This is a genomic window from Butyricimonas sp. BSD2780061689_150309_C8 (assembly GCF_015560935.1).
Classification (GTDB): domain Bacteria; phylum Bacteroidota; class Bacteroidia; order Bacteroidales; family Marinifilaceae; genus Butyricimonas; species Butyricimonas paravirosa.
The window spans coordinates 115,683-129,321 of record NZ_JADMSV010000008.1; the positions used below are offsets into that span (position 1 = coordinate 115,683).

The 13,639-nt window shown below is 43.2% G+C and carries 13 protein-coding genes, 1 tRNA gene and 1 rRNA gene; 4 read left to right on the forward strand and 11 right to left on the reverse strand.

The window, feature by feature from the left end; all coding sequences use genetic code 11:
- The first annotated feature begins 120 nt into the window (after positions 1-120).
- Complete coding sequence (locus tag I2I33_RS20270) at positions 121-492, forward strand: DUF1016 N-terminal domain-containing protein (RefSeq protein ID WP_229128246.1); 372 nt, start codon at positions 121-123, stop codon at positions 490-492.
- Between the two features lie 539 nt (positions 493-1,031).
- Here the strand turns inward: I2I33_RS20270 and I2I33_RS09035 are convergent.
- Both I2I33_RS09035 and I2I33_RS09040 read right to left on the reverse strand, forming a co-directional pair.
- The gene (locus I2I33_RS09035) at positions 1,032-1,877 is read right to left on the reverse strand and encodes a 3-hydroxybutyryl-CoA dehydrogenase (RefSeq protein WP_027201871.1); all 846 of its coding nucleotides are present in this window, start codon (positions 1,875-1,877) and stop codon (positions 1,032-1,034) included.
- A 75-nt stretch (positions 1,878-1,952) separates the two neighbouring features.
- Positions 1,953-2,732 carry a short-chain-enoyl-CoA hydratase gene (locus I2I33_RS09040; protein ID WP_087420685.1) on the reverse strand — a complete coding sequence of 260 codons (780 nt, stop codon included), beginning with the start codon at positions 2,730-2,732 and terminating at the stop codon, positions 1,953-1,955.
- 97 nt (positions 2,733-2,829) lie between these two features.
- Between I2I33_RS09040 and I2I33_RS09045 the strand changes: the two genes are divergently transcribed.
- On the forward strand, positions 2,830-3,426 hold the full coding sequence (locus I2I33_RS09045) for a MarC family protein (RefSeq protein ID WP_087420684.1): 597 nt from the start codon (positions 2,830-2,832) through the stop codon (positions 3,424-3,426).
- A gap of 144 nt (positions 3,427-3,570) precedes the next feature.
- Complete coding sequence (locus I2I33_RS09050) at positions 3,571-4,371, forward strand: hypothetical protein (protein WP_087420683.1); 801 nt, start codon at positions 3,571-3,573, stop codon at positions 4,369-4,371.
- 61 nt (positions 4,372-4,432) lie between these two features.
- Here the strand turns inward: I2I33_RS09050 and I2I33_RS09055 are convergent, their stop codons facing one another.
- From I2I33_RS09055 to I2I33_RS09075, 5 genes are all read right to left on the reverse strand, one after another.
- Complete coding sequence (locus tag I2I33_RS09055) at positions 4,433-5,083, reverse strand: tetratricopeptide repeat protein (protein ID WP_087420682.1); 651 nt, start codon at positions 5,081-5,083, stop codon at positions 4,433-4,435.
- A 281-nt stretch (positions 5,084-5,364) separates the two neighbouring features.
- Positions 5,365-6,720, reverse strand: a complete 1,356-nt coding sequence (locus tag I2I33_RS09060; protein WP_087421275.1) for a porin — start codon at positions 6,718-6,720, stop codon at positions 5,365-5,367.
- 24 nt (positions 6,721-6,744) lie between these two features.
- Complete coding sequence (locus tag I2I33_RS09065; protein ID WP_087420681.1) at positions 6,745-8,166, reverse strand: glycerophosphodiester phosphodiesterase family protein; 1,422 nt, start codon at positions 8,164-8,166, stop codon at positions 6,745-6,747.
- Positions 8,167-8,186: 20 nt separating this feature from the next.
- Positions 8,187-9,536 (reverse strand): glycerol-3-phosphate transporter, encoded by a 1,350-nt coding sequence (gene glpT / locus I2I33_RS09070; RefSeq protein WP_087420680.1) that lies wholly within the window; start codon positions 9,534-9,536, stop codon positions 8,187-8,189.
- A gap of 103 nt (positions 9,537-9,639) precedes the next feature.
- On the reverse strand, positions 9,640-11,217 hold the full coding sequence (locus tag I2I33_RS09075; RefSeq protein WP_087420679.1) for a glycerol-3-phosphate dehydrogenase/oxidase: 1,578 nt from the start codon (positions 11,215-11,217) through the stop codon (positions 9,640-9,642).
- Positions 11,218-11,532: 315 nt separating this feature from the next.
- Here I2I33_RS09075 and I2I33_RS09080 point away from each other — a divergent pair, with 315 nt between their 5' ends.
- Positions 11,533-12,306, forward strand: a complete 774-nt coding sequence (locus tag I2I33_RS09080; protein WP_027201863.1) for a DeoR/GlpR family DNA-binding transcription regulator — start codon at positions 11,533-11,535, stop codon at positions 12,304-12,306.
- Positions 12,307-12,387: 81 nt separating this feature from the next.
- On the opposite strand, the gene I2I33_RS09085 is transcribed toward I2I33_RS09080, so the two are convergent.
- The 4 genes from I2I33_RS09085 to rrf form a co-directional block, all read right to left on the reverse strand.
- The gene (locus tag I2I33_RS09085; protein WP_087420678.1) at positions 12,388-12,783 is read right to left on the reverse strand and encodes a type II toxin-antitoxin system HicB family antitoxin; all 396 of its coding nucleotides are present in this window, start codon (positions 12,781-12,783) and stop codon (positions 12,388-12,390) included.
- A gap of 86 nt (positions 12,784-12,869) precedes the next feature.
- Positions 12,870-13,052 (reverse strand): type II toxin-antitoxin system HicA family toxin, encoded by a 183-nt coding sequence (locus I2I33_RS09090; protein WP_087420677.1) that lies wholly within the window; start codon positions 13,050-13,052, stop codon positions 12,870-12,872.
- A gap of 163 nt (positions 13,053-13,215) precedes the next feature.
- Positions 13,216-13,289 (reverse strand) — tRNA-Met (locus tag I2I33_RS09095).
- Between the two features lie 37 nt (positions 13,290-13,326).
- A 5S ribosomal RNA gene (gene rrf / locus I2I33_RS09100) occupies positions 13,327-13,437 on the reverse strand.
- Positions 13,438-13,639 lie beyond the last annotated feature (202 nt).

Here is a 13,639-nt window from a genome sequence, read left to right on the forward strand (position 1 = left end):
TTTCAGCGCAGCAAGCAATCATTTCATTAATAATAACTACCTTTGTGACTGAAATTCAAAGCATCAATTACAATGGCGAAGATTATTGTTCAAAATACCAATAATGCGTAAATTTGCAATATGGACGAGAACAAAAGTATTATAGTTCTGCATGAAAAGCAGTTTGACGAAGTGATTAGCATCATTCAATTGCACCAAAGCAAAGCCTCTCGTATGGTGAACGAGGAATTGCTACAGACTGCATGGTACGTGGGAAGCTATGTATCAGCAAAGCTGAAAAGTGAAGAATGGGGAAGCAAGGTGGTGAGCCAACTATCAGAATACATTCGTGCTCGCCGTCCTGATTTAAGAGGATATAGCCGAAGAAACATCTACAATATGGTTCAGTATTTTGAAGAGTATTCCACGCCTCAATTTAGCTTAACGGTAGAGAAATTTCTGTCACATGAATTCGTGCAGTCAACAACTGCACAATTACAATCGCTCATTTAGAAACCCAAGATGATAACATAAATGAAGGGGAAAATAATGAGATTGTGCAGTTGTCAACTGCACGAATGCCTCAAGTTCTTACAATGACCACTTTCACCAATCATACAATGATACTTAGCCGTTGTCGTAATAACGAAGAACGTTTGTTCTATATATTATATGCTCACAAGGAACGTCTGAATGTAAAAGAGTTAGACCGGAGCTTAACCAATCAGACATTTTCAACGCTGCTTAGTGATAAGAAGAATCTATCAAAAGGATTATTAGAGTCTTATCCAAATGCACCTGTAATATTCAAGGACACAGTATTCCTTGACTTCCTTGGCTTACCCAAGAAGCATAGCGAATCAAAACTACGCAACAGATTGATTGAATGAATTCTGTAGTTTCTTTCTGAAAGACAAGGGAACAAACATAGTTGTTTAGACAAATCAACCACCATTCAAAAACAAAGTTCATAAAATTCATAAGATCCATTGCACTCAAATGCAACTTTATGAACCTTACAAACTTTATGAACTTTATAAACTTTTTATTTCCTATTTCCGATAATCATAGAAACCGATTCCGGTCTTACGTCCCAACAAGTTGGCACGAACCATCTTCCGTAATAACGGGTGAGGGCGATACTTGGAATCACCGAATTCATTATACAGCACTTCCATGATAGCCAGACACACATCCAAACCGATCAAGTCTCCCAAAGCCAAAGGTCCCATCGGGTGGTTAGCCCCTAATTTCATGGCCTCGTCAATCTCTTCCTTGGTAGCAACACCGTCAGCGTAAATTCCAATACCCTCGTTCACCATCGGGATTAGGATTCTATTTACCACGAAACCGGGAGCCTCGTTCACGCTTACCGGGGTTTTACCCACTTCTGCAGCGATTGCCATCACCTTGTCGTGAACCTCCTGGGAAGTCAACTGCCCTTTAATCACCTCAACCAATTTCATCATCGGCACCGGGTTAAAGAAGTGCATACCGATCACTTTCTCCGGACGACTCGTTGCGGCAGCAATTTCCGTGATAGAAAGAGAAGACGTATTCGTGGCCAAAATAGCTTCCGGCTTGCAGATCGCGTCCAATGTTTTGAATATCTCGTTCTTGGTTGCCATATCCTCGGCAACCACCTCGATCACTAAATCTGCATCTTTACAATCCTCGTATGCCATAGTGTCCTTGATGCGGGCATTGATAGCATCCTTCTCGGCAGCTTCCATTTTACCTTTTTCTACCAACTTGGAAAGGCTCTTCTCGATAGCCTTATGAGCTTTACCTAAAGATGCCTCTGAACGACCTTTTAACAACACGTCATGCCCGGCTTGAGCAAAGGTTTGGGCAATACCATTACCCATCGTACCTGTACCTACAACGCAAATTTTCATTTCCTCTTAATTTAAAACCTTCAACTATATAATATCAAATTCTCTATTATCGTACAAACGCCAGCTTTTCAGCTTTTATCTTTTCTTGAATTCCGCTCCTCTTTTGCCTAGAAATGCCTGCATTCCTTCTTTCTGATCCTCGGTTGAAAAACACAACCCGAACAAATCACTTTCGATCGAAATACCCGTGTCAATATCTGTCTCCACTCCCCGGTTAATCGCCTCTTTAGCATAACGCACAGCCAGCGGGGCCTTTGCCGCGATCTTCTTCGCCATGGCCATACATTCATCCATCAGCGCTTCCGGTTCCACCACCTTGTTCACCAACCCGATACGATAGGCCTCCTCGGCGACAATCACGTCTGCCGTATAGATCAGCTCTTTTGCCTTACCCAATCCCACGATACGCGGTAACCGTTGCGTACCGGAAAATCCCGGGGTGATCCCCAAACCTACTTCCGGTTGTCCGAATTTAGCTTTCACCGAAGCGATACGGATGTCACAAGCCATGGCTAACTCACATCCACCCCCTAGCGCGAAACCATTTACACCGGCAATAACCACCTTGTTCAACAATTCGATTTTGCGGAAAACAGCCGCCCCCAGCTCTCCAAATGTTTTCCCCTCCACCGCATTCAACGTACTCATCTGGGATATATCCGCTCCCGCCACGAACGAGCGTCCTTCACCCGTCAGAATGACAACATCAACACTATCATCCTCTCCGATAGCCGAGAAGGCAGCATCCAATTCTTTCAAAATCGTCGAATTCAAAGCATTCAACGCCTCCGGGTTATTAATTTTAACCGTGCAAATATTATCCTGTTTCTCGACAATTAGTTTCGTATACGCCATAACTTTTCTATTTTGATTCATTTTGATAACACCTCTTGTTTCTGTATCTTTGTAGGCAAAAATAACCTTTAATCAAGAATAAACCAATCTTTTTGATATGAGTTTTTCAGACATTAGTATACAAGAACTTGCAAGTGCATTCATGGTCCTGTTTGCCGTAATTGACATCACGGGAGCCGTGCCTATCATTAATGATATTCAAAATAAAGGACACAAAATTAGTGCCATAAAAGCCGCTCTGGCATCGTATATTCTTCTCGTGGCATTCCTTTTCGTTGGGGATGGTCTGCTCAACTTGTTCAGCGTGGACATTTCCTCGTTTGCCGTGGCCGGATCCCTCGTGATCTTCGTACTGGCAGTAGAAATGATATTCGGAATCCCTATTTTCAAAAATGACGGTCCATCAGGAACGGCATCCATTGTACCGCTAGTATTCCCCTTGATCGTGGGAGCCGGAACATTAACGACGTTGTTGGCTTTACGGGCGGAATATCATACCATCAATATTATTATCGCCTTAACCCTAAACATTATTGTTGTCTATTTCGTACTAAAAAATGTATCGCTGGTCGAAAAGGTATTCGGGAAAGGCGGGGTTTATATATTACGTAAATTCTTAGGTATCATTCTCCTCGCCATTTCGGTTAAACTCTTTACCAGCAACCTCACATCACTGATTGATATTTTCAAATAGCAAGTGGCAGGAATATTCCTGCCACTTGTCGATATACTCATACGATAATTTGGGCGTTATTTTTACCGGTCATATCCAAAGTTCTCGCTTAATTATATATACTTTTGTCCCCGGAAAAAATTAATCACTAATTTTATTTAAAGTATGAGAAAATTATTATTCATTCTGGTTGTCGTACTTATCGTTTCTAACAATGTATCAGCACAACAAAAACCTAAAAAAGGTTCATTTGGTACTGAAATTCAATTCAATCCCTTCGATCAGGATGGCAAAACGTTCCAATTAGACGGACTCAAATTCCGTTATTTCATTTCTGACAGGGATGCTATTCGCTTGAAATTCGGAATCAATTCAACTCAAAACAAGTTCACAGACTCGGATTCTCAAGAAGAAAATGAGATAAAAACCAGCTACAAAAATGAATTCAAAAGCACGACCGGGGATTTTAACCTGGACTTGGGTTATGAACGTCACTTCGATCTGGCAAAAAGACTAAATGCTTACGTGGGCGGAAGTATCGGGTACAAGAAACACTTTGCCTCAACTAAAATAGAAGGTTACTCCGAAAGAATAAGTGAATCAAACACCTCTTCCAACAAATTCAACGGCAAAATTAAAAACGGAGCTATACTTGCACTTGACGGCAACTGGGATGAAGAAGATCTACTTGACGCAGTAAATGATCCCGCAACCTCCGGTGCGACATTTGCCATATTCACGGGATTAGATTTTTACTTGTACAAAGGTTTGTACATTGGAACAGAATTCGGTTTAAGCCTCAAGACTGAAAGCAGCCAAAAAGCAAAATATACCGGAAAATCAACACTAAATAGTCAAGGAGAAACAACCATCACGGAATACGATGAAAAAATGACGGAAAAAATACGTCAAACAAATGTCAAAACATACATCGAACCGGTTCTTCGATTAGGCTGGACCTTCTAATTCCTAGAAAAATTAAGCGAGCCAAAAATCTCATTTGACTCGCTTATTTTATTTAAATTCTCTATCGACAATAGCGATTAATGTAAGCATTCACACTCGTCACTCCCAGTGATTTAGCTTTCCTCCAATCGGCACACGCCTCCTTGCGTTTTCCGGTACTGAAATAAGCAATTCCCCGGTTCGCGTAAATAGCACCGTTATCCTTGTTCAGCTTGAGAGAATAAGTATAATCCGGTATCGCCTTCGCGAATTCACGCTGTTTCAAGTAACAATTCCCCCGGTTCAAATAATAAGCATATACCAACTCGTACTCTTCCCCATTTTTCTTAGCGTATTGGATTGCCAGAGAATACTCCTTTATGGCTGCCGCGTAATTCTGTTGATTCTGGTAAATATTTCCCAAATAATAACAAAGCTCATCATCTTCCTCAAATATCCCCTTTCCTTTCACTAGAAACTCCTTCAGCAAAGAAATCTGGTTCGTGTGAGTACAAGCTGTATTCAAAGACGAGTAAACCTCCCTCAATTTCGGATTCAATCGATTAGCCGCGATCAATTTTTGAACAGCATCTTTATAATCTCCATTTTCAATATCCGTGTTTGCCTCGTTCAACAACTCGATCGGTTTATTGACCGCACTCACGTCAACCTGACCTGTTGCCATACTGGTTATAGCAACCAAGGTCATCAATAACAAAGTGACTTTTCTCATAATCTGGCGATAAATTAGTGTTTGTGTGTTTCGAATCCCAAAAATAATGAAAAGGAATTAAAAAGCAAATCCACCTCGCTAAAAAAAGTCTACATAGTCCACTAAGTTTATAAAGTTCATAAGGTTTATAAAGTTCATAAAGTGACGGGCGTCCTTCGGACCGTGTTTTAACGGCAGCTTGTGCTGCCGTAAACAATACGCCCGCAGAGGGCCATGTACCTTATGAACTTTATGAACTTTATAAACTTTATGAACCTTATAAACTTTGTTCTTCTCTCCTATCAGAACGACACCATCAAACGCATCTGCAACTGATGGAAATTCTTATCCAACGGGAAATAAACATTCTTTAAATTACTATACTGGTACTCGCCCATCACCTTCACGTACTGGTTGAACGTGTAGTTCACGCCAATCGTGGCCGCATGTAACCGTCCCCCGCCAATACTCGTTGACACGGCCGGGTAATCTGCCACCACTCCCCCGGGATAAAATACCTGCTTACCAATTAAAAAGAAATCACCTTTATTAATGTCATTCAAATCCGTGTAACTGTAACGGGCCACAATCTCCAGATCTCCTCTCTCGTTACTTCCCCGCAACAATCCGTACTCGTCGTCATAACCGTATCCTTCACCGCAAAGCAAGTATCCCATTTCCACGTACGCCCCTTGGAACTTGGAACTCCGTATCGGGTTTCCGGCCTGCCAGGATGCCAAGGTAGTCCAGCTCCAAACGCCTCCCAACTGATTCTCGAACAAAGCCTCGTCATTTCTTTTCTTGTACAACCTCTTGTAAATATACTCGCCCCGCAAAAACATATTACTGGTAACCACCAGCACTTCCGGTCCTACCGTGATTGTATTCTTCGCCCAAGGCACCTGTGCGTTTAGGAATTCCGTCGTACCGTCCACGTAAGTCTGCATATTCGACTCCAACTCCACATTCGTCTTGAACACGTTATTCACCACCTCACCCGTGTTAATCCGTCCGTAGCGGAAAGAGGCTCCCACGTGTAAGGTTATAAACTCATTATTAAGCGGCTTGTACAACCAGCGTCCACTCAAGCTTACTCCTTGGAAACCGGAAATCTGGTCATTGTACTTGTTCTCAGCGAAAAGTCCTTGATCCGCGAAGAAAGTGGCATCATAATACTTGTAGGTAATCCCCAAACCACGCCCGGCCGATAAAGCCATGGCCGGAGCCGCACGGGAAATAAAATGGTAATTATACAAACTCGCGTTCAGACTCATACTCGACGGTTCGTTAAAATAGCCCGCCTTCACACTATGAATCCCGTACGCTGATTCGTGAAAATTATATCGCACGAAAATATTCTTTTGCTTGAAAGTTCCTTTCGAAAAATCGAAATCAGCGTAAAAATACAACGGCCCGTATGTCAACGACGTCCGTATGCGAGCATCCGTGAGCGCTGCCCCCGACTTCATCGGCGTATACTCCGAATGATAATAAGCCACATCAGCAAACAAACGGGCGCCTGCCGTGAAACGAATTCCTTTATCCTTATTGATATATTGTAAAAGAGGATTGGAAACATCCTCGGCCTGAGCTTTCACCATATTAGACGACAACACGAGGGCGACTAATACAACAGGGAATAATATATATTTTTTCATACTGGTCTGCATTTAAACAATTATTTAGTAACCTAATCTCTCCAACACCACCTTCGCGTCAACCAATGTCTCGGAAGCCGGACTCTTTCGCCAGCCTTGAGTAATCATATAGTTGATACTCATATCAGAATGGTTCGTAAACAATGCATCCAGATAAGGTGCTTTATATTTCCCGTCAATCTCGACACCGAAATTATATTGTCCGAAATACTTGGCCATCTGGTCATACGTGTCAAACGTGTAGGGATGATTCTTCATTCCAGCCTTGTGAATCAAGTAATCCTGCCACGGTTGGTTCAGTTCCGGGTAATTATTCGGGGCTCCGGCAATACACGGTCCGATAAAATGAGCCTTGTACTTCACTCCCAGATTAATAAACGAGGCATAACCCAGCGGATCGTCATACGTGATATCCGTCGCTCCCGTACCTTTCCACAACAGGAAACACATCGGGACCTTGCCTTCAAAATGCTCGGCTACCCTCACCAGGCTCTCCAACGAGAAGGTCTGCAGAATCACCTTACCATTCGTGTTCCCCGTGTTTACCTTGCCATTCACATAGAACGGGTTGCTTTCCGGTTCCGGTTGCGTGATAATATTCATTCCCAAACGATCCAGTTCCTTGTAGACAATCTCCTCGAACCCGGTAGGATTCAGCCACGGCTCCTTAAACTCGATATAAATTCCCGGACGGTTTCCCGTGTCCTCCGGATCATCCACGTAACCAAACGTATACTTGATCACGTCGGCCGTACCGCTTAAACTCTTGATCTTCTCTCCGGTTTTCTGTCCCATCGTGAACACTCGTTTTCCCTGCGCGTCCCGTTCCAGCATTTTCCCCTTGGAATAAGCCACGAGATCCTCCAATGTAGAAATGTATTGATGTTGTGAGGCAAAGCTCGGACGGGCCTGTTCGATACTCGTTTCATTAAACCATGTTCCGGCATCCAGCATCATCAACTCCTCGTAGGTATAATAAGCCGGAAGATTCGGAACAAAATTCTTGGCATCCTCTTTCACCAACGCATCAGCCTCCTCGGCCGAGTAGCCGATCTTCTGGTAATACGCTTTCCTAATCTCGTAAGGGATAGTCTCCCCGAACACGTTCTCGATATTCGTGGTTCGTTTCAAGTTGTCATCATGCAATGCCAACACCACCCCATCTTTCGAAACCTGCATATCACATTCCAGATAGTCAGCCCCGATTTCTCTCGCCCAGCGATACGCTGCCTCCGTCTCTTCAGGGGTCCAGAACGTCGATCCCCGGTGAGCGACAACAGCATACTCCGGCACGTAATCCCGCACTTTAATCATATCGGGAGTCAAATGATCCAATTCAACCTTGTCGACATCGACATTTATGTTGTTGAATTTTTGATCTTCACACGACATGACCAAGGCTATCAACCCGCATGCCATCACTGCATGAAAAAACTTTTTAATCATAATTTTGAATTTTAGAGCGTTTAATGTTTGTTAGTACTCTCTTTTACCAGATATTGTTCTTCTCTTACTGTAAATGCCGTAAAAATGAATGCCAGAGCGCAGGCTCCCAACAGGATAATGAAACTCCAGTCCCATCCGAGGTGATCCACCACGTACCCCAACATGATATTTGCTAACAAAGCCGTTCCAAAGAAATAACCGAAAAAGCCGGTCAGTCCGGCAGCCGTTCCGGCCGCTTTTTTGGGCGCCAAATCCAAGGCGTGTACCCCGATCAACATCACCGGCCCGTAAATCAAGAACCCGATAGCGATCAGGCATATACTATCCATCACCAGATTATGTTCCGTCTGCCAGTAAATAAACACGAACAAGGCCACCAGTACCATGTAAATCATCGTCGTGATCGCCCGTCGTCCCTTGAACACGTAGTCACTCACGATACCGCAGATAATCGTACCGGGAATGGCCGCGATCTCGTAAGCTGAATAAATCCAGCCCACCGCCCCGCTATCGTACCCTTTCACGTCCTTCAGGTAAGTCGGCGCCCAGTCAAGCACCCCGTATCTTACCAAGTAGATAAAAGCATTAGCGATAGCGATATACCATAATATCTTGTTATTCAAAACATATTTGAAAAAGATCTCTTTTGCCGTCAGCTCTTCCTCCGACTTCGCGCTGTAATTTTTCGGATAATCATTACGATATTCCTCGATCGGCGGCAGACCACACGATTGCGGCGTATCCCGGATCAGAATAAACGCGATCACGGCAACCACCAAGGCCACAACAGCCGGAAAAATAAACGTGGCAGACTGCCAGGAACCGAACCACACCAACCCCACGGAAAACATGATCCCGACCAAACTACCTCCCACGTTATGGGCCACGTTCCAGATCGACATTTTGGTCCCCCGCTCCTTCAAGGAAAACCAGTGCGTCATCACCCGACCGCTAGGTGGCCAGCCCATCCCCTGGAACCAACCGATCAAAAACTGGGTAATAAACATGACCACGATTGAAGAGACTCCTGCACTTGTTCCCAAAAACAACGTCACGAGTGCCGATAACACCAGTCCCAACGGCAAAAACTTACGGGCACTACTCCGGTCGGAAACCCCTCCCATCAAAAACTTCGATATCCCGTAAGCGATAGCATTAGCCGAAAGAGCCACCCCTAAATCTCCCTTGTCAAATCCCAACTCCTGCAAATAGGGCATTGCCAGAGTAAAATTCTTACGTACTAAATAATACCCCGCATACCCTATAAATATACCTAAAAAGACCTGTAAACGTAACTTCTTGTACGTGGGGTCAATTTTCTCTTTAGGCAACAAGGGTTTGTGAGGCTCAGGCTTCAGAAAACTCCACATGATATTAATTTTTAATAAATATTATATTGATTCCAATCTGATTATCGTAAACGTTTCCATTACTACTCGCGGCTCTTTCCGGATGAAATACACCGGGCTAAGATCAAAACATGATCTTAGCCGCGATGTAATTTTCTGCCAGTTCAGTGAACTCCTTCACTTCTTCATCAATCCATGCCTGATCCTTCCCAAGTTCTTTCGCCATCACTTCTGCCACCAGCGGGGCTGCCTTAATCGCCTCTCTCGCATCAACAAACAACAATCGAACCCTCCGTGCAAGAACATCCTCTACTTCTCTGGCCATCTCCTCCCGAACTGCCCAAACAACTTCGGCTACGGTATAATCATATTTATCTGACAGTTTCTTTCCGTATTCCGGATTTTCAGCGATCAACTTCATAATCGCATCCTGATCACTACCATAAACGTACATGTGGTCTTTCAGGTTCGGGTTCTTCCGGTACCCGTGTATATGGAATTTTTTCGTCACGCAGGGTCTGGCATCCACCAGTTTCATGGCAATCGCTTTATCCACCGTATCTTCGGCCATCAAACGATAAGAAGTCCATTTACCTCCCGTGATCGTGATTAAATTATTATCGGAAACTATAATCTTGTGTCCGCGGGAAAGTTCTTTCGTACTCTTTCCCTCGTGTTTCGGGGCTGCTAACGGCCGTTGCCCCGCGAACACGGATTCAATATCAGCATACGTCGGGGCCGGATCCATGTATAAAGAAGCCGTTTTCAGAATAAAATCAATTTCTTCCTTCAACGGTTTCGGCTCTATTTCCGGAACCGGACGCATAATATCCGTCGTCCCCACAACAACCTTATTGTGCCAAGGTACGGCAAACAACACCCGTCCATCACTCGTCTTCGGCACCATGATCGCATAATCACTCTGCAAAAACTTCATATCTAACACCAGATGTACTCCTTGGCTCGGTGTCACCATCTTACTATGTCCAGGAGAATCCATCGCCATCAGGTCATCCACGAGAATTCCACAGGCATTGATCACACTCTTCGCCTTCAACTGCATCTCTTTTCCGGACTCCATATCCACGAACTTCACCCCGGCAACCTTCCCGTTCTGGTCATGCACAATCCCGGAAACCTTCGCTTTGTTAAGTATCACACCCCCATTATCCGCACTGGTCTGGGCCAAATTAATTGCCATCCGCGAATCATCAAACTGCCCGTCATGATAAACAATACCTCCCTTCAATCCTTTTTTCACCGATGTCGGTAAATACTCCATCACCTTCTTGGGGGAAATAAAACGGCTTCTCCCGTACCCGAAACCAAAAGACAACAGATCATAAAGCGTAAGCCCGCAGAAATACAGGAAATTATCCCAGTATGTATAATTCGATATTACAAAAGCCTGATCCTTCACGAGATGCGGGGCATTAGCCTTCATTCGCCCTCTCTCCCTTAATGCTTCTAATACTAAAGCGACATCGCCTTTTTGAAGATAACGTACACCACCGTGTACCAGTTTCGTACTCCGACTGGAAGTACTCTTGGCAAAATCTGCCATTTCTAAGAGGACAACGCTATATCCTCTTGTTGCGGCGTCAACCGCCACTCCTAAACCCGTAGCTCCCCCTCCAACCACAACCATATCCCATACTTTCTCAGGTTCCTGAAGTTTATTCAACATATCTTTTCGGTTCATAACACAATTATTTATGTATTCAACAATCTATAAAATTCCAATAACGTTCCGCAAGCATACCATATACTTACGAACCGAAACTTCGTTTTCCTAAATTTCGTTCTTTGTTATTGGTCTCCATGGCTCATTTCTCGTTACGAGTAGTGCCATCTCTTTCTTTGGTATTGATCTTAATTTACGGAAACTCAGAGCAAAAGTTTCTATTTTTTAAGAAATATATTTCCCCAGTTTAAAATTAATTACAACACTTGATAAGTAATATTCAATAAAACAGATGTATATTTGCAGTGGTGGAAATATGATTATCGAAACAAAATGAAAACATTGTCTCTAAGTGAAAGGCACAACTACATATTAGAAACATTACGCCAACAAGGTTCCGTTTCAGTTGTTGATCTCGCCAACCAATTAAAAGTATCTTCTGTAACGATTCGCAAGGATCTTACCTTACTTGAGGAAAAGGAAATGCTCTATCGCACACACGGTAGTGCCATTTTAATCAACCCTTATATCAATGATCGCCATGTAAACGAGAAAGAAAAGTCCTATCCCGAAGAAAAACGACTGATAGGTAGATATGCTGCAAGTCTAATTACAGCAGACGACTCTATTCTCATTGCATCCGGAACAACAATGCATGCGTTGGCCCGGGAGATCGTGCCTCAAGGCCACCTCACGGTAATCGCTGCAGCTATCAACGTTACAAATATCCTAGCTCGTAACAAGAACATAGATATAATACAACTCGGAGGTTTCGTACGGAATAGTTCTGTCTCTGTCGTTGGAAATTATGCAGAAAAAATGCTGGAAAACTTTTCTTGTAGTAAACTCTTCATGGGAGTTGACGGAATAGACCTGGACTATGGATTAACAACCACGAATATGATGGAAGCTAATTTAAATCAAGTAATGATACAAGCAGCACAAAAAGTAGTCGTTCTGGCTGACTCTTCTAAATTCGGACGCAGAGGTTTCGGAAAAATATGCGATCTGGATGCCGTTGATCACATTATCACGGATAAATATGTACCTAGTAAAACTCTCGAAGGATTGCGTGAACGCGGTATCGAGGTAACTGTTGCCGAATAAAATATTCAATTAGAAAGAGGATGTATGTGAACACATCCTCTTTGGTTGTTAAATAAAATTCATCGCTAGATGAATTGTTTTTCAAAAGGTTGCAGCTGAAAGTTCGTGTGCAATACGATTGATACAATCCTTTATTTTATTGTATTGTTTTTCTCCGGCCATTGCTGCACCAGAAGCATATTGTCTTAATAAAGAACTATTAATACCTGCCATTTCTCCAATCTTAGAAATATTCAAGAAAGAAAAGTAATTAAAAAATGTCTGCATATCATATTTATAGACAAACTCTAATTCCGAAATATCTTTTCCCTCTTGGCTAAACATTTCCTTTATTTCATCATAAGCTAATAACATATCTTTTTTAGCCTCTTCCGCAGTAGCACCATGCCCCATTAGACCGAATCCATCTAACTCATCCTCCACATAACAGGAGTAATACCCGTCTGTAGCCTTTTCCATGATAACAGTAACTTTCATAATTCATTCTACTTGTTTAGTTTAAACAGGTAGCGGGTAAAACCGCTACCTTTCGTCAAACAAAATCAACTTTAAAGGTGTGGGGACTAAATCCCCATCACCTTACGAATCTTACTCTCAGTACCTTTAGGCACCTCGTGACTGCCATGTCTTGGTATTGGCCAAGTATTGCCAGTTATTGGACTAAACCACATATCATGATTTCCTCCATTCCGAACAACATAACAGCCAGCTGCAATAAGTTCCGCGTACAATTGCCTGTACTTCATAAAGCCGAGAACTTTTATTTAACAATACAAATATAGCAATTTTGTTATAATCATACAAATAAAATTATAACAAAATTGCTATATGAAAGAGATGTGAGTTCACGAAAATAAAAAACAGGGCCTCCAAGAAATTGGAGGCCCTGTTAGCCTTGGTTTTGCTTTGTAGCGAGATCCGGGATTGAACCGGAGACCTCATGATTATGAATCATGCGCTCTAACCAGCTGAGCTACCTCGCCATAAAAATCGCTGAAACAAATTCCAGCGATTTTGAAAATTCGGCATCGACCTACTCTCCCACCCAAGGGCAGTACCATCGGCGCTAACGGGCTTAACTTCTCTGTTCGGGATGGGAAGAGGTGGATCACCGTCGCTATAGACACCTTTTAATGTTTTCCTGTCACCTCATCAAGCCCTCCGGCCGCTCGTGACAATATCTTTAAAGTTTCTTCATCTCATGCTTTCTATCAACCGTCAATCACCTTGATTGACAATCGCCTGGAACGTTAACTGAATCATCTCACCCACCGAACGTCAACTTTCGGGTGATTAGTACCACTCGGCTTTGCCGTCACCGGCTTTACACCTG

What these genes read in the sequence shown, in the direction of transcription:
- I2I33_RS20270 (WP_229128246.1), top strand. Translation starts at nt 121, where the DNA reads ATGGACGAGAACAAAAGTATTATAGTTCTGCATGAAAAGCAGTTTGAC.
- I2I33_RS09035 (WP_027201871.1), bottom strand. Translation starts at nt 1,877, where the DNA reads ATGAAAATTTGCGTTGTAGGTACAGGTACGATGGGTAATGGTATTGCC.
- I2I33_RS09040 (WP_087420685.1), bottom strand. Translation starts at nt 2,732, where the DNA reads ATGGCGTATACGAAACTAATTGTCGAGAAACAGGATAATATTTGCACG.
- I2I33_RS09045 (WP_087420684.1), top strand. Translation starts at nt 2,830, where the DNA reads ATGAGTTTTTCAGACATTAGTATACAAGAACTTGCAAGTGCATTCATG.
- I2I33_RS09050 (WP_087420683.1), top strand. Translation starts at nt 3,571, where the DNA reads ATGAGAAAATTATTATTCATTCTGGTTGTCGTACTTATCGTTTCTAAC.
- I2I33_RS09055 (WP_087420682.1), bottom strand. Translation starts at nt 5,083, where the DNA reads ATGAGAAAAGTCACTTTGTTATTGATGACCTTGGTTGCTATAACCAGT.
- I2I33_RS09060 (WP_087421275.1), bottom strand. Translation starts at nt 6,720, where the DNA reads ATGAAAAAATATATATTATTCCCTGTTGTATTAGTCGCCCTCGTGTTG.
- I2I33_RS09065 (WP_087420681.1), bottom strand. Translation starts at nt 8,166, where the DNA reads ATGATTAAAAAGTTTTTTCATGCAGTGATGGCATGCGGGTTGATAGCC.
- glpT (WP_087420680.1), bottom strand. Translation starts at nt 9,536, where the DNA reads ATGTGGAGTTTTCTGAAGCCTGAGCCTCACAAACCCTTGTTGCCTAAA.
- I2I33_RS09075 (WP_087420679.1), bottom strand. Translation starts at nt 11,217, where the DNA reads ATGAACCGAAAAGATATGTTGAATAAACTTCAGGAACCTGAGAAAGTA.
- I2I33_RS09080 (WP_027201863.1), top strand. Translation starts at nt 11,533, where the DNA reads ATGAAAACATTGTCTCTAAGTGAAAGGCACAACTACATATTAGAAACA.
- I2I33_RS09085 (WP_087420678.1), bottom strand. Translation starts at nt 12,783, where the DNA reads ATGAAAGTTACTGTTATCATGGAAAAGGCTACAGACGGGTATTACTCC.
- I2I33_RS09090 (WP_087420677.1), bottom strand. Translation starts at nt 13,052, where the DNA reads ATGAAGTACAGGCAATTGTACGCGGAACTTATTGCAGCTGGCTGTTAT.